Raw genomic sequence first — 19,704 nt, forward strand, 5'->3', positions numbered from 1 at the left:
GGAGGGCCTGCGCGGGCGGATGCGCGGGGGGATGGGAGCGAGGCGCGTCGAAAACGCGGTCGGGCGTCAGACCGCCATGCCGTAGACGATGGTGAACAAGGTGCCGAGCGAGCCGATGATGAACACACCGGTCAGGCCGGCGACGATCAATCCCTTGCCCTGCTCGGCGCTGAAGGTGTCCCGCAGGGCCGTGGCACCGATGCGCTGTTTCGCCGCGCCCCAGATGGCGATGGCCAGGCAGAGCAGGATGGCCACGGCCATGATGACCTCGATCATGACGCGGGCCTCGTTGCCCAGTGTGCCGAAAGGCCCCCAGTTGGGGGCGATTCCGCCAATAATGGTGTTGATGTCGCCCTTACCGGCCGCCAAAAACATTTGTAACTCACCGCCCCTTATGGGTAGTTGTGCCCGCCCTGCTCAGGGCAAAGGTCGGGACCTATCTTCGCTGAAACCCCGTCATCGCATGTCGATTTGGCGGCAATTTTTGCCTCAACCCTTATGCGGCGTATTGCCGCTGCACTGACCTGCGGTGACTCTGTGTATCACGGGTGTGAACGCGGAGCAATTTCCGCCGGAGGGCGGGTTCGGGCGACAGGGTGTTCGGTCGGTACCCTGCTGCCTCAGCGCATCGCGGGGTCGTCGAGTTCAAGGTGGTACGGGTGCTGGTTGCCGGTCGGTACCGATTGGGGGAGCCCCTCGGCCGCGGCGGAATGGGCGAAGTCCGGCGCGGGACGGACGAAGTGCTGGGGCGTCAGGTGGCCGTGAAACTGCTGTTGCCTGAAGGGAGTGACGAGTCGTCGGCGGCCCGGTTCCGGATGGAGGCGCAGACCGCGGCCCGGCTGAATCACCCCCAGGTCGTCGCGGTCTACGACTTCGGCGAGTGGGACGGCCGCTTCTACCTGGTCATGGAGCTGGTCGACGGCGTGAGCCTGGACCGCGAGGTCGCGGCCCGCGGCCCCCTCGCACCGGAGCGCGTCGCCCGCATCGCGGCCCAGGCGGCCGGCGGACTGGCGGCGGCCCACGGCCAGGGGGTGGTCCACCGCGACATCAAGCCGGCCAACCTGATGCTGACCCCGAACGACACCGTCAAGATCGGTGACTTCGGCATTGCCCGCTTCGTCGACGCGACCTCGGCCGGGCTGACCCGCGCGGGCCAGATCGTCGGTACGAGCACGTACCTCGCCCCCGAACGGGCACTGGGCCGCGTCGCGGGCCCGGAGTCGGACGTCTACGCGCTGGGCTGCGTGTTGTACCAGCTGCTGACCGGCCGCCCGCCGTTCTGGTCGGAGAACCCCACGGCGCTGCTGTACATGCACGTGGACGACGCCCCGGTGCCGCCGAGCCGGCACCGCCCCGGCATTCCGTACCCGCTGGAGCAGTTCGTGCTGCGCATGCTGGCGAAGGAGCCGGGGGAGCGGCCGTCGGCACAGGAGGTGGCGGAGTGGTTCGCGGGCCGGGAGTGGTCCGGGGGACGGCCGGGGGCGGCGCCGGTACGCCCGTTGCCGCCGCAGCAGCCAATGGCTCCGCCGGTGCCGGCGGCTGCGTACGCCCCGCCCCCGCCCCCGGCCCCATCCCCGCCCGCTAGGCCGAAGAAGCGGCGCAAGACGCTGATCGGAGTCATCGCCGGCGTCGTGGCGTTCGTGGTGGCGGCGCTGATAGGCGCCTCGCTCTTCAGCGGCGGGGACAAGGGGGGAACGGGAACAGGAGGAACGGGCTCCGTAGTCCCGCCCGTCCCGAGTGGCCCGACGTCCCCAACCGCCCACACCACCCCCAACACCCCAACTACCCCGAAGCAGAAGCCTCACAATCACCACAAGCCACCGCATTCACTCCCGCCGGGATAATGGTCACTCCTCGACACCCTCGACGAAGTGGTCGAACTCCCCGGCCTTGACGCCCAGGACAAAGGCATCCCATTTGCGCTGCGTGGTGATGACGATGTTTTCGGGGTCGGTGTTGACCCGGATGTAGACGTTGTCGGCGTCGTCGCCTTCCCCGAAGGCGACTTCGAAGTACTCGGGTTCGTCACCCTCGGCCGCTTTGATCCACTTCAGCTTCGGCTCAGCCACGATCCCCCCTCTTGGGATGCCTGTCCGCGCCCACGATAGGACCCTCGCCGCGGAGCCGCTGGAGTGCGTCCTGGACGGTACGGATGAAGCGTCGAGGCCGCCGGAAGACGTCGTCATAGGTGAATCGCAGGATCTCCCGGATCTCCGGGCACCCGGCGAGCTCGTTGAACCGGATGGCGTCGTTCTGGTGAGCGCTGCGACTCCCGTGCCAGGCCAACCCTTCGATCTCGACGCCGAGCCCTTCGGCCCGGAAGAGGAAGTCCAGCCGCCGCACCCGCCCGTTGGGCGTGATGATTTCGGCCTGCGATTCGGGGAACAGCCCCGCCTCATGCATCTCCAGCCGCGCCTTGGACTCGGCGGGTGACCCCGCAGCGGGATCGGTGAGGGCCAGTGCCCGCCGCGCGGCACTGACACCGGTGCGGCGGGGACGCGGGGACGCGAGAGCGTCGGCAAGGTGCTCCCGTCGCAGAAGCCTCCGGGCGAGCACGGAGTCGGCGGCGATGACGGCTTCGTGGAGGGGGAGGGTGAGCATCAGGTCGCAGGTGGTGCGGAGGACCGTGGTGGCACGTACTCCTGCGACGACGGTGATCTCGCGGTCGGCCAGGGGCGCCGGATGCAGAGCGATCCCGGCAACCCGTGTCCGGGGGCCGCGGCGGGGAACGGTGAGCTCGATGCTGCTGGGCCGCACCATGTCGATGTCGTGAAGTGAGGCGGCTGCACTGTGACTGGCAACCCAGTGCGGACATTTGAGCTGCACGGCGCGTAACTGCAACCGCAAGTCCACACGCCGTCCGGGCTGCCCCCATACGCCGAGCAGCAACTTGGTCCAGCCTGCGCGCCGCAGGATGTCGGCGGCTCCGCTGCGCAGCAAGCCGCAGGCGACGGCCTGGGAGGTGAGCAGGATGCCCCCCTGGGATGCGGCAAGGCGGTGCAGTGGACGGTGCTCTTCTTTCACCTTCATGCACTCAGCACAGCGGATTTGGGTGCCAGGCGTGCGCCCCTGTGGATAACTCACGGAGTGAGCTCTTCCGGCAGTCCGCATCACGAGGAGGCGGCCCGTGGATTCGTGATGTGGACTGCCGGAAGCGTCGGCCTAGCGGGATGTACGGGCCAGGGTTCGCAGCCGGGCGACGTGGGCGCGGACGTCGGCGCCGTCGGGCGTCACAGCTGTGCCGTCATCGCCGCGGCAGGTCCGGCAGAGCCCGCCGGGTAGGGCCTCGGGGCGGCCTGGGACGCCGCAGCCGGTGCACTCCATGATGCGGAGGGGGACGGGCGCGGGCTCCGGCTCGGGCGGCATCTTGTCGACGAGCCGCTTGCGGGTGAAGGAACCTGGGCAGTGGACGGTGCCGGGAAGGCCGCTGGTGAGGGCCTGTACGAGCTGCGGCGCGGGCACGCCGCGGGCGAGCCACTCGGCCGCCAGGGGCTCAAGTGCTGTGCATTCGGCGGCGGACAGGGTCATGCGGGGGTCGGTGCGGCCGAGTCCGGCGAGGGCGGTGTAGGCGGCGGTGCGCTCGGGCGGGTGAACGGGCCGTGGTGGTACGGCTGCCGTCTCTACGGGCGAATCGCCGGACAGGAACTGCTGCCACCAGGCGTCGCTGTGCGGGGTGCGGGAGAAGTAGGTGCGCTGGACCCACTGCGTGCGGTCGCCGTCGAGGCGTTCGCGGACGCGGCGCAGGTGGCCGGCTGCGGAGATGGCTTTGAGGGCGGAGGCCACGGCCTGCTGCCCGTAGGCGGCGATCTCTTTGGCGAGGGTCTTGATGTCCATGGCGGCGCCGTCGGGAAGTCGGTCGATGTGGGCGGCGACGGAGGCCTCGCGGGGCGGGAGGTGCGCGAACGCGTTGCCGCTGCGCGGGGCTTCGTCGGGTACGGAGCGCTTTCCGTATCCGGGTCGGGCGATGGGCGGGGCAGGGCTAGGCTGAGCGTCAGCCATGGGATCGTCCTTACCGATCGTGATGGTCAGACCCCCGTTCCGGTGTTGCGAGCACCGGGCGGGGGTTGTTTGTTGCTGCGCACGCTACACGGCGGCGGAGGGCCGAAACGCCATGCACCGGAAATGTCATCCGGACGTGTAAGCGCGGGAGTTGGGAGGGTGGGTGGGTCTTACGTCCCACCATTCCTTGGAGAGAGCGCTCGGGTCCCGGGGCCCGGATCTCGGCCGGCTCAGGGTGCGGCTGTGCGGCCGCTGGAGAGGGGACAACTACGGACCGTCGCCTCGAGCTTCGAGACCCGGGGCCGGCCGCTGGGCCCGTTGAGCCGGAATTCCGCTGGCGGAAGCCGACGACGACATCGAGGTATCTCGTACGTGGGATCAACTGATGGATGTGTCAGCGGGGTTGCGGGTACGGCCGTACGCTCCGGAACGGACCTTGGAGGAACGAGGGGGCTGCCATGGCGCGCCGAGCACGAGAGTTGAAGCCGGACCGGTCGGCCAGGGATCTGTTCGGAGCGGAGCTCCGCAGGCACCGCGAACGGGCAGGCATGAGCCTGGAGCAGCTGGCGAAGGTCATCCGTTACAGCCGCAGCCACCTGTCACGGATCGAGGCGGCGGAGTGCATGCCACCGCCAGGCCTGGCCGAGACGCTGGATGCGGAGTTCGATACCGGGGGGCTCTTTGCGGCGATCTACAAGATCGCCCAACGCGAGGCCCACCCGGACAAGTACCGTCGAATTCTGGAGTTGGAGGCGAAGTCACGGTGCGTGAAGGAATACGCGGGAAGCTTCGTCCCAGGGCTCATGCAGACTGCGGACTACGCCCGCGCTCTCTTCCTCACCGGCGATCCCGCGCGGTCAGAGGACAAGATCGAGGAGATGGTGGCGCTGCGCATGAGCCGTCAGGCGGTGCTGCAGGCTGATCGGCCGCCGGAAGTCTCGTACATCATCGACGAGGCGGTCCTACGGCGGCCTGTCGGAGGCAGCCGCATCTGGCGCGCACAGTTGACGTCCATGGCTGCGATCACGTCCAGCCGAACAGCCCTTGTGCAGGTTCTCCCGTTCAAGCATGGTGAACACCCCTTCATGGGAGGGCATTTGATGTTATTCACCTCGGAGGGTGGTTCGACGGTGGCCTACGAGGAGACCATCACAACGTCCGAATTTCTGGAGGACCCAATCCGAACCGCTCGTCATCGTCGCGCGTACGAAACGCTCAGCGCGTGCGCGCTGTCGCCGAGCAACTCCGCAGCCTTCATCGAGACTGTCATCGAGGAGATCCCGAGATGAGCACCACCCCTATGAAGTGGGTCAAGTCCAGCTTCAGCAACAACGACGGCGGCGTGTGTCTCGAATGGGCCCCCGCCCGGATACCCACCGGCACCGTCCCCATAAGGGACAGCAAGACCGCCCCGCACGGGGCAACCCTCCTCTTCCCGGCCGCCGCATGGCAAACGTTCGCCATCGCCATCAGCACAGGCGCGCTGCACTAATTGCGTCACCTTGGCATGCTTCTCGCATGTGCATCCCGGGCCTCAGCCCACATGGCCGCGTATGCGGGATCGATCGATTTCAGCATCCCACCACCCCGCTCAACCAGAACCAGGGCGACGGAGATGAAGCCGCCGAGCAAGGACCTCAAAGCCCGGTTGTTTGAATCCTGGTAGGCCCTGACGAGGCCATCGACGAAGCCGACAAACGCCGGGAAGTCGATCTCGCACTCGTCCTCGACGATCGGGCCGAGCCCAGAGGCGCGTCCCACCAGCCGGGACAGCACCTCACCTTGCCCAAGGAAGGCCCTGGCGACGGAGTTCGAGGGGTTCCACAGGCCTTCCTCGTCTACCTGAAAATAGCAGCTCATTCTGTCCACCTGACCCCAACCCGGTTTCAAGCCGATAAAAAGAGCGAAGGAGGGTCCCGTTCCGGAATGATGTCTTCCGGTGGAAGCAACCCTCAGTTCTGGGTCGGCGAATTCGGGGTTTCTGCCGCCGGAGGTACCCACTCCTCATGGCAGAGGACGCAGCCGTCCCAGAGCGGGAGCCCGGTGAGCACGCGGTGCCTGACGCAGGAAGCCATGGCGGCCTCGTCCGGTGCGGGAAAGGGGCGGCCGAGTCCGCTGGGAGGGGTGGCCGGGTCGTACGCCTCGGCCATGGCCCGGAACTTCTCCAGGTACTGCGATGCGTAGGGCGGTTCGTAGCCCAGCTCGCCCCACCGGTGTCGGGCCAGCGCGAGGTCGGTGACGCGCAGCACGAACTCCTTGGCCGCTTCCTGCTCTTGAGGGGATGCCCCCCAGTCGATCTCCTCAAGGTCGAACCCGACGTTGCCACGACCCATGAGGTTCTGGTCCTGCAACGCGATGAGGGCGGCGAAGCGGTAGTGCCACGGCTCGTCGGCGAGCTCGGAGACGGCCAGCGTCAAGACATCGACGAAGACGGCAGTGCCGCCATTGGACATGGAGAGACAATGATCGCCGCCGTCGAAGCAGTTGCCCATTGGGAGCGGCACCTTTCTTCAGTCAGCGACGTCTTGGGCCGCGTATCCCAACAGACCGACCCCGTAAAGTCCGGGCACCATGGCCCCCAGGTACCACGACAGATCAGTCATCTCGTCCGCGATGGCCAGGCTTCGGCGGTTGATCCTCGGGGAGAAGGACACTTGCATCCTGTCCCGGAAGAACAGGAGCAATCCCCCGGTGTCCGCCTGGGAGTTGTAGAGGGAGACCCCGACGAGCTGCCCGCTCTTCTGACGCGAATCGAGGTCGGCGAGGATGCGTTCAGCCGATTCGGGCTCTCCCCTCTCCCATTCCAGGTCGCCGTCCTCGTCCTCCATCGCATACGAGACCCCCAGCGGTTCCACGGGCGACCAACCGTCCTGGGAAAGGGCCTGAACAAACGCAGAAGGCGTAACCGGCTCCTGGAATGTGAAGTCGATGTCTGCTGTTCGAGACATGTAGATCTACTCCTTTGGGATGATCTTCCAGCTGTAGCCCTTTTTGTCGAGCCACTTGACGATATTCTCAGGTATTGGATTCTCGGATATCAGGACGAAGTCTTTTCCGCGGCGAGCTGCAATGCTTCTCGCCTCGCCAAGATTGGATTTGAACTTCTCCATCACCTTAGGGTCGCTGTTAGCCCTGTCCCAGTAGGCGCCAGACTTGGCCTCGTACCACGTCGTCGCCTCTTCCTTTCCTCCCGGATAGCTGCCGTCGAATTCTCGCTTCCCTTCACGGAACGAATCGCCGCCTCCGAGCTCTTGCTTCAAGTACACTTCATATTTTTTGCCGCGCTGCTCGGCAAGGACGCCCCTCGATTGCCCGGATGCCCCTTCCTGCGGGTCGGGGTTTTGCCGCCCGGGGCCGTCATGCGCAGGGGTGTCATGGGGGCTGCCATCGCCGCTACCGCCCGATGCTTCATGACCGCCGTGAGTCGGCGACTGCCCGTTGTGGTCTGTCCCGTTTGCCTCTGCGGCCGTCCGGTGCCCAGACTCCGGGTGGTGATCAGGGCCTCCAAGGCCGTTGCCGGCTGTCGAGCGGTCGTTGCTGTGTACACGTGCGCCGCCTGAATCACGACCGGGGTCATGGCTGAAGTGGGCACCCGAATGCCCTGTTTCGCCCCCACCCGCATGCCCGGCAGCGCGGCATACATCGTCGCCGCCCCCGCCCGCGTGGGCGAAAACGCGGTGCTCCCGCCCAGCTGTGAGCTCATCGCCCCCAGGCTCCTTCCGAGCCTGCTGTCCCGGCTGTTCGACCTCGTGTTCCGTGCCGCGGATCGTGCCGTCGTGCTCCAGGTATCGGGTCTCGCCGTCCCAGCTGGGAAGCTTGACGGAACGGTCGGCGGCCGGTGTCGGTACGTGGTGCTCAAGTCTGCCCAGGCTCCGGTTCAATTCGGCGACGACATCCCCGATTTTGGGGAGTGCCACCTTCGCCGCAGCCCCGATGACTTTGCCGCCCGCGTTCGTGACGTGGGTCATCGGGTCGATGACCTCGCCGACCTTGGCGACGCCTCCCAGCACTCGTCCGGCCGTGGACGCCCCCTTCGCGGCTGCGCCCGCACGGGCGAGAGGGACCAGCGACGTCAGGCCGTTGAAGACGAGCGTGCCGCCCGCGCGGGAGGGGTTCGTCCTCCATTCGTCCCAGGCCACGAATCCCTTGTCGTTGGCCTTCATGACCTTCTTGTAGTCCTGGACCGCCTTGGGCAGCCAGGAGTCGGGCATGACGCGGGTGCCCTGGAGCCATATGAACGACGGGCTGGCGCCCACGGCGAGGATGCCCATGCTCTTCCACGCCTCGCGCGCCTTCTCACCGCCCTCCGCGCCGAAGAGCGTGCCGATGCCCTTGGCCATCCCCACGACCGTGTCGACGGCGAAGCCCCGGACCATCTGGCCCACGTCCCAGGCCGGGTACTCGCGTTCGTCTACCGTGCCCCACGGCGTGCTCTTCGCCTTCGCCGCATCGCTCGGCTTGTAGCCGTACATGTCCGGCTGGTGCGAACCGTCGTCCGTCCGGTAACCGGGGCGGCACGACAGGGCGTTGATCTTGTTCGCGCACGTGACCTCGGCGGCCTGGAAGCGGGCTTGGGCCACCGCCACCGCCTGGATCAGTTCCTCGTTGCGATCGAACTTCTTCTGGTCCCTGCGCCAGTGATCGTCGCCCTTGACCGACTCCTGGAAGGCCGACGCCTGTTCGGCCAGGTGCTTCAGCTCCTTCACCACCGGGCGGATCTCCGCCGCGTACTCCGCCAGCGCCGACTTCACCGTCTCCAGCTGCTTCGCGAAGTCGCTCCCCCGCTGCCGCACCGGGAGCGTCGCCGCCAGCAGCTGCTCCCGCTCAGGAGTGTCGAACGCGGGCGAGATGCCCTGGAACGTGGAGTGGATGGCCGCGCCGGCCCCGCGGACGCCGGACGCCGCCTTCGCCAGGGCCGACACGTCCTGCTCCAGTGCGTCGACGTCCCCCGTGAAGTGGGGTATGAACATCGGGTCGATCACCGTCACGACCGCTTCCCCCCGCCCGCGGCCTCGCCCAGGGTGTCCTTCGGGTCACGCCCCTCGACCGCCGCCCGCTCCAGGCGCTCGGCCATCTCCTGGTCGCCGTCCTCGTACGCCCCCACCGCCAGCAGCGCACCCTCCAGCGTCCGCTGCGTGCGCTCCACCATGAACTCGAGATCCGGCGTCACACCGTTCGCCCACGCCACCAGCGCCGGGCCCACCAGGCCGCCGGGCGCCTCGCACGGGCCCGCCAGGCAGCCGGCGTGCGTCGCCGCCGACTGCACATGCTTCGCATACGCATCCGCCGGGCCCTGCAACTGCCCCGCCGCCTTGGCCGTGTTCCCGACCACCGTACGAACCGTCTCCGGCTGGATGTCCCAGCGCGACATGACGACGCCCCACCCCTTCCACGTACCCCCGTGTCATCAGCAGTTACTGAAAGAAAGTATCCAATAGAGCACTGACAGTGCTCATGAGTATCCGTACTCAGACCGGAGGCGAGTGCGTCCGGCCGGACGCACGTATGACAGAGTCCACCGCCGTGGAAGAGCTACGTCCCCAGGACCCCACCAGCATCGGTACGCACACGGTTCTCGCCCGCATCGGGGCGGGCGGCATGGGGCAGGTGTATCTCGGCCGGACGCAGGGCGGGCGGCAAGTGGCCATCAAGGTCATCCGCGAGGACTTCGCCGGGTCGCCCGAGGCCATGGCGCGGTTCCGGCGTGAGGTCGAGACCGTCAAGGCCGTACGGAGCGCGTACACCGCGCAGTTGATCGACTCGTCGCTCGCCGCACCGCCGTACTGGCTCGCGACCGAGTACGTGCCCGGGCCCACGCTCGTCCAGGCCACGGCGGAGCGCGGTGCGCTGCCCGCCGAGACGTGCTTCCGGCTGTTCGCCGCGCTGGCCGAGGCGCTTGCGCAGGTGCACGAGCACGGTGTGCTGCACCGGGATCTCAAGCCGCACAACGTCCTCCTCTCGCCCGTCGGGCCCAAGTTGATCGATTTCGGGATCGCGCGGGGCGCGGAGCAGACGGCGCTGACGCAGGCGGGCTCCGCGCCCGGTACGCCCGGTTACACCGCACCCGAGGTGATCACGCACGATCAGGTCGGCACGGCGTCGGACGTCTTCGCGCTCGGCGCGACCATGGCGTGCGTCGCCACGGGCCGGCCGCCGTACGGGCCGGGGACGCTGGAGTCCGTCACCTACCGTGTGGTGCACGGCGAGGTCGACGTGGCCGGAGTGGAGCCGCGGCTCGCCGAGTTGATACGGGCCTGCACGGCGGCGGAGCCGGGGAAGCGGCCCGCGCCCGCGCAGATCATCGCCCGGTGCGGGGTGACATCGGCGCTGGTGGACGATCCGGTGTACCGGGAGCTGGCAGGGGGCGGGCAGCACGCCGTGCCGCAGCCGGCCGGCGCTTATGTACCGACGTTCGTGCCCGGCGTCGTCCCGTCGTCCGGCGGAAGAAGACGTTGCTCGCTGTCGTGGCGGCCGTGGCCGCGTTCGGCGTCGGGACGGGAGTCGCCCTGTGGGCGACGGACGGGTCGCATGCGAAGGCGAGCACGGGTGCCAAGGACGTTACGACGGCGGGCAGTACGCCCTCTTCCGCCCCTTCCGCCGTCCCTTCCTCCGCCTCCGCGCCTTCCACCGGTAACGAGCCCGGCTACATCGAGGCCACCAACCCCAACCGCGACTACTGGACCCCCAACGGCAACGGCCTCGCCGGCGGGACGTGCAATCTGCCCTCCGAAGAGCGCGCCTCCGGCTTCCAGATGGCGGTCGGCGACGTCCACGACGGCAAGGTCAAGGTCTCGTTCCGTCTCAAGTTCGCCGATCCGGCCCTCGGCAAGCCCTATTTCGTGTCCGTGGCCGTCAAGCCTCCGCACGAGATCGACTCGGACACCGGCAAGCCGATCGCGGGACTGCTTCAGCAGAACCTTGACATGGGGTACACCAGCAAGCCGGTCGACCTCTTCACGAAGGATCCGAAGCAGTGGGCCGGCCTCACCTACCCCGACGACTTCCGGCAGTTCGTGCGCGGCAAGTCCATCGGCGGCGGCATCCCGACCGGGAACGATCCGGGCAACTGGACCGTGCTCTTCTACCACGTCAAGAGCCCTGGTGAGTATGCCGGCATCTCCTGTGACGGCTTCACGGTGAACTAGCCCGTGAAGCAGGCGGCATAGACACGCACCTGACGAACCCTGAAAACTGCAGTGCGAGGAGTCTGCGTGGGGGAAGGTTGACGGGTGCGGAAGATCTGGGTGGTGGGCGGGGCGGCCTTCGGGCTGTTCGCGGCGTTCCTGGCGCTGCTCGTGCTCGGCGTGTACACGGCCGCGTGGAAGCTGGGCACTCCGGGGTCGGGGGCCGTGGGGCTGGCCGAGGGGGCGGTGCCCGCGCAGTATCTGCCGCTGGTGCAGAAGTGGGGGAACCTCTGCCCGGCCCTCAACCCGGCCATCCTCGCGGCGCAGCTCTACACCGAGAGCAACTGGGACCCGAAGGCGGTCAGTCCGGCCGATGCGCGGGGGATAGCGCAGTTCATTCCCGAGACGTGGGCCATCTACGGGTTCGACGCCGACGGGGACGGCAAGGCGGACATCTGGGACCCGGGTGATGCGATTCCGTCGGCCGCCCGCTACGACTGCGCGCTGTCGGGCGATGTGAAGAAGGTGGGCGGTGACCTCACCGACAACATGCTCGCCGCCTACAACTCCGGCCCGTACAACGTCATCAGCGCCGGCGGAGTGCCGTCGATCAGTGAGACGCAGGGCTATGTGAAGGAGATCCGTACGCTCGCCAAGAGCTTCGCCCGGCCCATCGGGCGGGTGGCGCCGCCCTCGCAGCAGGCGGCTGCCGCGATCTACTTCGCGCAGGAGAAGCTGGGCACCCCGTACCTGTGGGGCGGGGAGGGCGGCAAGGAGGACAACGGGCGGTTCGACTGTTCGGGGCTGACCAAGGCCGCGTACGAGTCCGTCGGGATCGAGCTGCCGCGCGTGGCCAACGACCAGTGGAACGCCGGGCCACACCCGAGCCGGGACCAGCTGCTGCCGGGGGACCTGGTGTTCTTCGCGCACGACTTGAAGGACCCCCGGTCCATCCACCACGTGGGGCTGTACGTCGGCGGCGGGTACATGATCAATGCGCCGTACACGGGGGCCGTCATCCGGTTCGACAAGATCGATATGCCCGACTACATCGGTGCCACCCGGGTCACCGCGGACGGGGCGAGGGCGCTGCCCAAGGCCAACGGGGTCTGAACGCCCGCCCCGGGAGGCGGGTGCGAGTCACCCTTGGGTAACGTCCTGGTGATCATTGAGTGGAGAGTGGAACGCCTGGCCGGATCAGGGCGTTCCATGGAAGTGGACAGCAGCGGCAGCGCCGTCGCTGCGGCGCACGACCACGGGGGTCAGCAGCGGGATGTAGGCACAGGCGACAGACAAGGGGCCGGGCAGTGGCTGGACTCGCGATGGGGTACACCGTGCCGGAGGCCCAGGGGGGCTCGAACCCGGACGTCGGTCTGCTGTACGACATCAACGGCATGGCCAAGGGCGCGCCCAACTGGGCGGACAAGGTCATGGAGTTCGTCGGCGAGTACGGGATCCTGATCGGGCTCTGCGTGCTGATGGTCTGTGCCTGGTGGAGCGTGCGCAAGAAGGGCGACGCGGTGCCGGCGATGGCCGCGCTGGCCTGGGCGCCGCTCGCCGCGGGGATCGCGGTGCTGGTGAACATCCCGATCAGAGGGTTCGTCAGACGGCCGCGGCCGTTCCTCGACCACCAGGGGCTGGACGTCCTGGTGAAGGGGAAGACCGACTTCTCGTTCGTCAGCGACCATGCGACCTTGGCCATGGCCCTGGGGGTCGGCTTGTTCGTAGCGAACCGGAAGTACGGGTTCCTCGGTATCGCCCTGGCCCTGTTCGAGGGGTTCAGCCGGGTGTACCTCGGCGTGCACTACCCGACGGACGTCATCGGCGGGCTGGCCCTCGGGACGGCCGTCACGCTGTTGCTCGCGCCGCTGGCGATGATGCTGCTGACGCCGCTTGCGGGGCGGGTTGCGCGGTCGCGGGGCGGGTGGCTGGTGCGGGCGCCGGGGGCGCCGGTGCCGCTGGTGGCGGTACCGGATCAGCCCGGGGCCGTGGGGCGGCGGCACAACGACCTCGCTGCCTGAGCTCGCGCCCACGCGGCGGAGCCGCATAGTGAAAGGAGCCCGCGCCCCTTACGGGGCGCGGTTTTTCACAGTGCTTGCGGGAAGTCGAAGACCCTGTCCGGGTCGTAGTTGTTCTTGATCTTCTTCAGGCTGTCCGCCGCGCTGCCGTAGTACGCCTGCCGCCAGTCCTTGAGCGCCGGGTCCGCGTAGTTCTGGTACGCCGCGCCCGAGGCGTGCCGGAGCATGGCCGCGTGGATGCCGTTCAGCCAGGACATCTGCGGGGCGCCGGAGCCGCCCTCCTGCCAGGAGGCCAGGTACTGGGCCAGGAAGCGGGAGCGGCGGTGGACGAAGGCCGTGGCCAGCGGCTGGACGCGGTTGACGGCGCCGCCCAGCGCGGTCAGCTGTACGGAGGCGCCGCCGCTGCCGCCGCTTGTGCTGAAACGTTCCAGCTGGCCGAGCAGCGTGCTGATGCCGTCCTCGCTCAGCGAGCGGTCGTAGAAGTCCGAGCGCGCCGCGTAGGTCTCGCGCCCCAGGCTGCCCTCGGTGTCGTGGCCGGGGACGGTGCCGGGGAGGTGGCACTGCTCGGCGGACTTGTCGCCGCAGCCGGCATAGGCGCGCACGGTGTCGAGGTAGGAGTGGCTCCGCAGCCGGGGCGGGGTGCCCGCGGGGGAGCCCCCGGTGTTCTCGATCAGCTGGTCCAGGGCGTTCTCGAGGTCGCCCCGGCTGCCCAGGGTGAAGGCCGCCACGGATATCCGCGGCTTGCCGCCTGCCGTGGCGGACAGGTCGCACGCGGACCAGATCTCGTCGGGGAGCGTCGGCCCCCACTCCTGCCAGGCGCGCAGCACTCCCGCGGCCCTGGACCAGGGGAAGGAGACGTAGCCGGTGACGCCGTTGCCCGCCGGGCGGGTGCGGAAGCGCAGCTCGGTGACGACGCCGAAGGCGCCGTTGCCCGCGCCGCGCAGGGCCCAGAAGAGGTCCGTGTGGTGGTCCGCGTCGCAGTCGACGGTCTTGCCGTCGGCGGTGACGAGGGTGGCACCGGTGAGGTTGTCGCAGGTCAGGCCGTAGGCCCGGGAGAGGATGCCGTGGCCGCCGCCGAGGGTGAGGCCGGAGATGCCGACGGTGGGGCAGGAACCGCCGGGGATCGTGACGCCGTGCGCGGCCAGGCCTGTGTAGACGTCGATGAGCTTGGCGCCCGCGCCGATGACGGCGGTCGTGGCGGAGCCCGTGCGGACGGTCCTCAGCCGGGAGACGTCGAGGACGAGCCGGTCGTCGCCGCTCGACCAACCCGCGTAGCTGTGGCCGCCGTTGCGTATGGAGACGGGTATGGAGAAGCGGCGCGCGAAGGCCAGGCAGGCGGCGATGTCGGGGGCGCCCGCGACGTAGGCGATGCCGGCGGGGCGCAGCCCGTCGTAGCGGGTGTTGTAGAGCCGGCGGGCCGTGGCGTAGTCGGCGTCGCCGGGGCGGACGAGGCCGCCGGAGAGGCCCTTGGCCAGGGCCGTCCAGTCGGCGGCCGCGGCCTTGGCGGAGGGGGCTCCGGTGCTGCCGGCGCCGGCCATGTGGCCGGGGGCCGTCCGGCCCGCCGCGCCGTCGCAGGAGGCGGCCCAGATGCCGGTCCCCGTCAGACCCGTGCCCGCTGCCAGCAGTTGGCGCCTGTTGATGGCCATGTCTCCCCCTTGACGCACCGCGATTCCCTGTCCCCGCGGTGAGTCAGATGGTGCGCCGGGGCAGCTGGTTCCGGCCGGGGGAGACCCGGTGCCGTCTCACGTCATCTCATGATCACCCGTCGGACACCCCTGACGGTCATCCCGCGGCGGCGAGGTGGGTCTCGGCGTCCTCGCGGGCCAGGGAGCGGGCCCGGCGGGCAGGCCCGTGCCAGCCGCAGGTGCAGCGGGCCGAGCAGAACGAGCCGCGTTCGCTGGTGCTGGTCGAGTGCTGCGCGCGTGGGCGCGCGGGGGCTGCTTCGGACACGCGACCACGCTACCCGCCCGTGACGGCGACGAGGGAGCGGTCGTTGAAAAGGACGGGTTCCATCTCGCGTGCGGCGGACAGGGGGCTTTACGGACATGGCGGTGCGCGGACACGGACGCAGACGCACGGTCGCGATGGCCGCCGGCGCGGTGGCGGGCGGGGTCGCAGCGGCCCTGCTGGTGTCCGGGTGCGCCGATCCGCAGCGGGCCGCGGCCGGGCAGGACGGCAAGCACGCCGCCGCCGGGCAGGTCCGCCAGGCGCTCGGCCCGGGCGAGCCGAGCCAGGCGCTCACCGCGGTGCGCCGGGCCGCCGGGGTCCTCGCCCGCTCGGGCGGTGCGCGGGTGCGTACGTCGATGGAGACGGTCAGCGGGGGCACCCGGCTGACCATCCACGGGCAGGGGGTCTACGACTTCTCCCGGCCCGTCGGGCAGTTGACCGTGATGCTGCCCGAGGACGCCGAGGGCGCCGCGGAACACCGGCCGATCACCGAGGTCTTCACGCCGGGCGCGCTGTACATGAAGAACCGGGGCGCGGGCGTGCCCACGGGCAAGTGGGTCCGGCTCGACGCGGGTTCGCTCGCCGACGGCGACCTGCTCACCAGCGGCGCCACGGATCCGCTGGCCGCGGTGGAACTGCTGGGCGGGGCACGGGGGGTGGCCTATGCGGGGTCCGAACAGCTCGACGGTGAGCAGGTGGCGCACTACTGGGGGACGATCGACCTCGGCCGCGCGGCCCGGACGGCGCCCGAGCGGGACCGGGCGGCGCTGGCGGCCGCGGCGAAAGGGTTCTCCAGCGGGACGGTCGCGTTCGATGCGTACGTGGACGGCGAGGGCAGGCCCCACCTGCTGCGCTACCGCTTCGGGGTGGCCGAGGCCGGGGCCCCGGCGAGCCGGGGGAGGGTGACCACGGCGGCGGCCGCGTCCGCGGTGTCCGCCGCGCCCGAGGCGCCGATGACCGTGGTGTCGACGGTCGAACTGTTCTCCTTCGGTCCGGCGCCCGAAGTTTCCCTGCCCGCACCCGCAGATATCTATGCGGGGACGGTTGCCTCGCCCCAGAAATAGTGCGGCGAGGCGCAGTTGGCCATGGAAATGGTCCATCTGTGTCATGCCCACTGTGGGAGCCGCTCACTACGCTGGACAGCCGGGGCCCGAGGGGGTGCCCCGGGGAAACGCGAGGAGGTGAATCACGTGGTTTCGCGACGCGGTTCGTCGTGCGGGACGGATCCCGTGGCCCTCGTCGAGATCGACCTCTACGGCGATTTGATGATCGCCGCATCCAGCGCCGACGAGGACCGGCTCAGCGCCGACCGGATCGACCAGGTCCTGGGTGTGGGCCCATGGGCCCCACGGGAGGACGGGGCGGACCCGTAAGGGGCGCGGGGAACTGCGCGACCGGCCACGACCGGCCCGCACCCGAAACACAACGCTAGGTCCGCAGCAGCCGCGCAATGGCGGCACTGGCCTCCGCCACCTTCGCATCGATCTCGTCGCCCCCCTTCACGGCCGCCTGCGCCACGCAGTGCCGCAGGTGTTCCTGCAGCAGCTGCAGCGCGAACGACTGCAGGGCCTTCGTGCTCGCCGACACCTGCGTGAGTATGTCGATGCAGTAGACGTCTTCCTCGACCATCCGCTGCAGACCGCGGATCTGGCCCTCGATCCGGCGCAGCCGCTTGAGGTGCTGGTCCTTCTGCTTGCTGTAGCCGTGGGGGCCGGCCGCGCCGGACGTCTCCGGTGCGCCGTGGCAGGCCCCCGTGGCCGGATCAGTGGTGCTGGTCACTGTGGCCTCCGTGGCCGTCATGCTGCCCTCCGTGCTTCCACCGGCGTATCTGCGCTGGTCATCCACAATGCATTCACAGTGCACGGGACCGCGGTCACAGCCGGTTCGTATACCCCCTGTGGGTATATTCTACCGAAATTCCCCGTCGGAGGCGGTACCGCCTTGGTGAGCACTCTGCCCGATGGGCGACACTGAGGGAATGCCAGTTAGCTGTGGCCGGATGATGCGCCTAGCATCGACGAGACCGATTCCGCTGCACCCCGAGGATCCCACGTGCGCTTTCGTCTGACCCCCAGGGAGACGAGCTTCTACGACATGTTCGCCGCCTCCGCGGACAACATCGTCACGGGCTCCAAGCTCCTGATGGAACTGCTCGGCGCGGAGCCCTCCGCCCGGGCCGAGATCGCCGAGCGCATGCGGGCAGCGGAGCACGCGGGGGACGACGCGACGCACGCGATCTTCCACCAGCTGAACTCCTCCTTCATCACGCCGTTCGACCGCGAGGACATCTACGCCCTCGCCGGTTCGCTCGACGACATCATGGACTTCATGGAGGAGGCCGTCGATCTGGTCGTCCTCTACCAGATCGACGAACTGCCCAAGGGCGTCGAGCAGCAGATCGAGGTCCTGGCCCGGGCCGCGGAGCTGACCGCCGAGGCCATGCCCAACCTCCGCACGATGACGAACCTCACGGAGTACTGGATCGAGGTCAACCGGCTGGAGAACCAGGCCGACCAGATCCACCGCAAGCTCCTGGCCCAGCTCTTCAACGGCAAGTACGACGCCATCGAGGTGCTCAAGCTCAAGCAGGTCGTGGATGTGCTGGAGGAGGCCGCCGACGCGTTCGAGCATGTGGCGAACACCGTCGAGACCATCGCGGTCAAGGAGTCCTGACCTCCGGTGGATACGTTTGCACTTGTCGTGACCATCGCGGTCGCGCTCGGCTTCACCTATACGAACGGCTTCCACGACTCCGCGAACGCGATCGCGACCTCGGTCTCCACGCGGGCACTGACCCCGCGCGCGGCCCTCGCGATGGCCGCGGTGATGAACCTCGCCGGTGCGTTCCTCGGTAGCGGCGTCGCGCACACCGTCAGCAAGGGTCTGATCGAGACACCGACCGGCAACCAGGGGATGCTGATCCTCTTCTCCGCCCTGGTCGGCGCGATCGTCTGGAACCTGGTCACCTGGTACTTCGGCCTGCCGTCCTCCTCCAGCCATGCGCTGTTCGGCGGCATGGTGGGCGCGGCCCTCGCCGGATCGTCGACCGTCTACTGGACGGGCGTCTGGGACAAGATCGTCCTGCCGATGTTCCTGTCGCCGGTCGTCGGTCTGGTGCTGGGCTACCTCGTCATGGTCGCCATCATGTGGATGTTCCGGAAGGCGAACCCGCACAAGGCGAAGCGCGGCTTCCGGATCGCCCAGACCGTGTCGGCCGCGGGCATGGCCCTCGGCCACGGTCTGCAGGACGCCCAGAAGACGATGGGTGTCGTGGTGATGGCGCTGGTCATCGGCGGCGTCGAGGGACCGGACGACCCGATCCCGGTCTGGGTGAAGATCGCCTGTGCGGTGATGCTCTCGCTCGGCACCTACGCGGGCGGCTGGCGCATCATGCGCACGCTGGGCCGGAAGATCATCGAGCTGGACCCGCCGCAGGGGTTCGCCGCGGAGACCACCGGTGCGTCGGTCATGTTCTCGACGGCGTTCCTGTTCCAGGCGCCGATCTCGACGACCCACGTCATCACCTCGGCGATCATGGGCGTCGGGGCGACCAAGCGGGTCAACGCGGTGCGTTGGGGTGTTGCCAAGAACATCATTCTGGGGTGGTTCATCACCATGCCGGCTGCCGCCGGTGTCGCTGCGCTCTGCTTCTGGGTCGGTCACCTGGCGTTTGCGTGAGGCTGCGGGTCGTTTTCGGCTGATCGCGCAGTTCCCCGCGCCCCTGACGGGGCGCGCCCCCGTGAGTGTGGGCCCGTCCTCCCTGGTGCGAACAGGGGGGACGGGCCCTTCGCCGTTGCGGCGGCACCGCCATGCAGCGCCGCAAGGCGAGTCCTATCCGAAGCGGCCCGAGATGTAGTCCTCGGTGGCCTGGACCGACGGGTTCGAGAAGATCCGCGCCGTCTCGTCGATCTCGACGAGCTTGCCCGGCTGGCCGACTCCCGCCAGGTTGAAGAAGGCGGTGCGGTCCGAGACGCGGGCCGCCTGCTGCATGTTGTGGGTCACGATGACGATCGTGAACCGCTCCTTCAGCTCGCCTATGAGGTCCTCGATGGCGAGCGTCGAGATCGGGTCGAGCGCCGAGCAGGGCTCGTCCATCAGCAGGACCTGGGGCTCGACCGCGATCGCCCGGGCGATGCACAGCCGCTGCTGCTGGCCGCCGGAGAGGCCGGCGCCCGGCTTGTCGAGGCGGTCCTTGACCTCCTTCCAGAGGTTGGCGCCCTGCAGCGACTTCTCGACGACGGTGTCCAGCTCGGACTTGCGGACGCGGGTGCCGTTGAGGCGGAGGCCGGCGGCCACGTTCTCGTAGATGGACATGGTCGGGAAGGGGTTCGGCCGCTGGAAGACCATGCCGACCGTGCGGCGCACGGAGACCGGGTCGACGCCGGGGCCGTAGAGGTTCTCGTCGTCCAGCAGCACCTTGCCCTCGACACGGCCGCCGGGCGTGACCTCGTGCATGCGGTTGAGGGTGCGCAGGAAGGTGGACTTGCCGCAGCCGGAGGGGCCGATGAAGGCGGTCACGGAGCGGGGCTCGACGGTCATGGAGATGTCGTCGATGGCCTTGTGGCTGCCGTAGTAGGCGGAGAGGCCGCTGACGTCGATTCGCTTGGCCATGGGGA

At 69.0% G+C, this 19,704-nt stretch carries 23 protein-coding genes and 1 pseudogene; 11 read left to right on the forward strand and 13 right to left on the reverse strand.

The window, feature by feature from the left end; genetic code table 11:
- Positions 1 to 66 precede the first annotated feature (66 nt).
- Positions 67 to 375 carry a DUF8827 family protein gene (locus ACLHRZ_RS29435; RefSeq protein WP_171086940.1) on the reverse strand — a complete coding sequence of 103 codons (309 nt, stop codon included), beginning with the start codon at positions 373 to 375 and terminating at the stop codon, positions 67 to 69.
- 284 nt (positions 376 to 659) lie between these two features.
- On the opposite strand from ACLHRZ_RS29435, the gene ACLHRZ_RS29440 reads away from it, so the two are divergent.
- Complete coding sequence (locus ACLHRZ_RS29440; RefSeq protein ID WP_490421599.1) at positions 660 to 1,844, forward strand: serine/threonine-protein kinase; 1,185 nt, start codon at positions 660 to 662, stop codon at positions 1,842 to 1,844.
- Positions 1,845 to 1,847: 3 nt separating this feature from the next.
- Here ACLHRZ_RS29440 and ACLHRZ_RS29445 read toward each other — a convergent pair whose 3' ends face one another.
- The 3 genes from ACLHRZ_RS29445 to ACLHRZ_RS29455 all read right to left on the reverse strand — a co-directional run bounded on the left by ACLHRZ_RS29445 (position 1,848) and on the right by ACLHRZ_RS29455 (position 3,999).
- Positions 1,848 to 2,069 carry a DUF397 domain-containing protein gene (locus ACLHRZ_RS29445; RefSeq protein WP_490421600.1) on the reverse strand — a complete coding sequence of 74 codons (222 nt, stop codon included), beginning with the start codon at positions 2,067 to 2,069 and terminating at the stop codon, positions 1,848 to 1,850.
- Positions 2,062 to 3,030, reverse strand: a complete 969-nt coding sequence (locus tag ACLHRZ_RS29450; protein ID WP_490421601.1) for a hypothetical protein — start codon at positions 3,028 to 3,030, stop codon at positions 2,062 to 2,064. The genes ACLHRZ_RS29445 and ACLHRZ_RS29450 overlap by 8 nt, the downstream gene beginning before the upstream one ends.
- 132 nt (positions 3,031 to 3,162) lie before the next feature.
- On the reverse strand, positions 3,163 to 3,999 hold the full coding sequence (locus ACLHRZ_RS29455; protein ID WP_490421602.1) for a hypothetical protein: 837 nt from the start codon (positions 3,997 to 3,999) through the stop codon (positions 3,163 to 3,165).
- Between the two features lie 458 nt (positions 4,000 to 4,457).
- On the opposite strand from ACLHRZ_RS29455, the gene ACLHRZ_RS29460 reads away from it, so the two are divergent.
- Both ACLHRZ_RS29460 and ACLHRZ_RS29465 read left to right on the forward strand, forming a co-directional pair.
- Entirely contained in the window at positions 4,458 to 5,288 is an 831-nt protein-coding gene (locus ACLHRZ_RS29460; protein ID WP_490421603.1) for a helix-turn-helix domain-containing protein, read from the forward strand.
- On the forward strand, positions 5,285 to 5,491 hold the full coding sequence (locus ACLHRZ_RS29465) for a DUF397 domain-containing protein (RefSeq protein WP_490421604.1): 207 nt from the start codon (positions 5,285 to 5,287) through the stop codon (positions 5,489 to 5,491). Before ACLHRZ_RS29460 ends, ACLHRZ_RS29465 begins: the two co-directional genes overlap by 4 nt.
- A 5-nt stretch (positions 5,492 to 5,496) precedes the next feature.
- Here the strand turns inward: ACLHRZ_RS29465 and ACLHRZ_RS29470 are convergent, their stop codons facing one another.
- The 5 genes from ACLHRZ_RS29470 to ACLHRZ_RS29490 all read right to left on the reverse strand — a co-directional run bounded on the left by ACLHRZ_RS29470 (position 5,497) and on the right by ACLHRZ_RS29490 (position 9,370).
- Positions 5,497 to 5,859, reverse strand: a complete 363-nt coding sequence (locus ACLHRZ_RS29470) for a DUF6086 family protein (protein ID WP_490421605.1) — start codon at positions 5,857 to 5,859, stop codon at positions 5,497 to 5,499.
- A gap of 92 nt (positions 5,860 to 5,951) precedes the next feature.
- The gene (locus ACLHRZ_RS29475; RefSeq protein ID WP_490421606.1) at positions 5,952 to 6,452 is read right to left on the reverse strand and encodes a hypothetical protein; all 501 of its coding nucleotides are present in this window, start codon (positions 6,450 to 6,452) and stop codon (positions 5,952 to 5,954) included.
- A gap of 57 nt (positions 6,453 to 6,509) precedes the next feature.
- Positions 6,510 to 6,947 (reverse strand): hypothetical protein, encoded by a 438-nt coding sequence (locus ACLHRZ_RS29480; RefSeq protein ID WP_490421607.1) that lies wholly within the window; start codon positions 6,945 to 6,947, stop codon positions 6,510 to 6,512.
- Positions 6,948 to 6,953: 6 nt separating this feature from the next.
- The gene (locus ACLHRZ_RS29485; RefSeq protein ID WP_490421608.1) at positions 6,954 to 8,987 is read right to left on the reverse strand and encodes a hypothetical protein; all 2,034 of its coding nucleotides are present in this window, start codon (positions 8,985 to 8,987) and stop codon (positions 6,954 to 6,956) included.
- Positions 8,984 to 9,370: a DUF6507 family protein gene (locus ACLHRZ_RS29490; RefSeq protein ID WP_490421609.1), complete on the reverse strand. Its 387-nt coding sequence runs from the start codon at positions 9,368 to 9,370 to the stop codon at positions 8,984 to 8,986. Before ACLHRZ_RS29490 ends, ACLHRZ_RS29485 begins: the two co-directional genes overlap by 4 nt.
- Positions 9,371 to 9,597: 227 nt before the next feature.
- Between ACLHRZ_RS29490 and ACLHRZ_RS29495 the strand changes: the two are divergent.
- The 4 genes and pseudogenes from ACLHRZ_RS29495 to ACLHRZ_RS29510 all read left to right on the forward strand — a co-directional run.
- Positions 9,598 to 10,242 (forward strand): annotated as a pseudogene (locus ACLHRZ_RS29495) (serine/threonine-protein kinase); the annotation flags it as partial.
- Between the two features lie 209 nt (positions 10,243 to 10,451).
- Positions 10,452 to 11,144: a hypothetical protein gene (locus tag ACLHRZ_RS29500; protein ID WP_490421610.1), complete on the forward strand. Its 693-nt coding sequence runs from the start codon at positions 10,452 to 10,454 to the stop codon at positions 11,142 to 11,144.
- An 84-nt stretch (positions 11,145 to 11,228) separates the two neighbouring features.
- Positions 11,229 to 12,236 carry a C40 family peptidase gene (locus ACLHRZ_RS29505; protein ID WP_490421611.1) on the forward strand — a complete coding sequence of 336 codons (1,008 nt, stop codon included), beginning with the start codon at positions 11,229 to 11,231 and terminating at the stop codon, positions 12,234 to 12,236.
- Between the two features lie 209 nt (positions 12,237 to 12,445).
- Positions 12,446 to 13,144: a phosphatase PAP2 family protein gene (locus tag ACLHRZ_RS29510; RefSeq protein ID WP_490421657.1), complete on the forward strand. Its 699-nt coding sequence runs from the start codon at positions 12,446 to 12,448 to the stop codon at positions 13,142 to 13,144.
- A 65-nt stretch (positions 13,145 to 13,209) separates the two neighbouring features.
- Here ACLHRZ_RS29510 and ACLHRZ_RS29515 read toward each other — a convergent pair whose 3' ends face one another.
- Positions 13,210 to 14,781 carry an FAD-binding oxidoreductase gene (locus ACLHRZ_RS29515; RefSeq protein ID WP_490421658.1) on the reverse strand — a complete coding sequence of 524 codons (1,572 nt, stop codon included), beginning with the start codon at positions 14,779 to 14,781 and terminating at the stop codon, positions 13,210 to 13,212.
- Positions 14,782 to 14,923: 142 nt separating this feature from the next.
- A complete protein-coding gene (locus tag ACLHRZ_RS29520) occupies positions 14,924 to 15,091 on the reverse strand; it encodes a hypothetical protein (protein ID WP_490421612.1) in 168 nt (55 codons plus the stop codon).
- A gap of 134 nt (positions 15,092 to 15,225) precedes the next feature.
- Between ACLHRZ_RS29520 and ACLHRZ_RS29525 the strand changes: the two genes are divergently transcribed.
- Both ACLHRZ_RS29525 and ACLHRZ_RS29530 read left to right on the forward strand, forming a co-directional pair.
- Positions 15,226 to 16,152: an SCO4651 family lipoprotein gene (locus ACLHRZ_RS29525; protein ID WP_490421659.1), complete on the forward strand. Its 927-nt coding sequence runs from the start codon at positions 15,226 to 15,228 to the stop codon at positions 16,150 to 16,152.
- A 126-nt stretch (positions 16,153 to 16,278) separates the two neighbouring features.
- Positions 16,279 to 16,461, forward strand: a complete 183-nt coding sequence (locus ACLHRZ_RS29530; RefSeq protein WP_490421613.1) for a hypothetical protein — start codon at positions 16,279 to 16,281, stop codon at positions 16,459 to 16,461.
- 55 nt (positions 16,462 to 16,516) lie between these two features.
- Here ACLHRZ_RS29530 and ACLHRZ_RS29535 read toward each other — a convergent pair whose 3' ends face one another.
- Positions 16,517 to 16,888: a metal-sensitive transcriptional regulator gene (locus ACLHRZ_RS29535; RefSeq protein ID WP_490421614.1), complete on the reverse strand. Its 372-nt coding sequence runs from the start codon at positions 16,886 to 16,888 to the stop codon at positions 16,517 to 16,519.
- A gap of 252 nt (positions 16,889 to 17,140) precedes the next feature.
- Between ACLHRZ_RS29535 and ACLHRZ_RS29540 the strand changes: the two genes are divergently transcribed.
- A complete protein-coding gene (locus ACLHRZ_RS29540; RefSeq protein WP_490421615.1) occupies positions 17,141 to 17,761 on the forward strand; it encodes a DUF47 domain-containing protein in 621 nt (206 codons plus the stop codon).
- Positions 17,762 to 17,767: 6 nt separating this feature from the next.
- Positions 17,768 to 18,766 (forward strand): inorganic phosphate transporter, encoded by a 999-nt coding sequence (locus ACLHRZ_RS29545; RefSeq protein ID WP_490421616.1) that lies wholly within the window; start codon positions 17,768 to 17,770, stop codon positions 18,764 to 18,766.
- Positions 18,767 to 18,919: 153 nt separating this feature from the next.
- On the opposite strand, the gene pstB is transcribed toward ACLHRZ_RS29545, so the two are convergent.
- A complete protein-coding gene (gene pstB, locus ACLHRZ_RS29550) occupies positions 18,920 to 19,699 on the reverse strand; it encodes a phosphate ABC transporter ATP-binding protein PstB (RefSeq protein WP_490421617.1) in 780 nt (259 codons plus the stop codon).
- Positions 19,700 to 19,704: the final 5 nt, after the last annotated feature.

Source organism: Streptomyces sp. AM25, assembly GCF_058146165.1.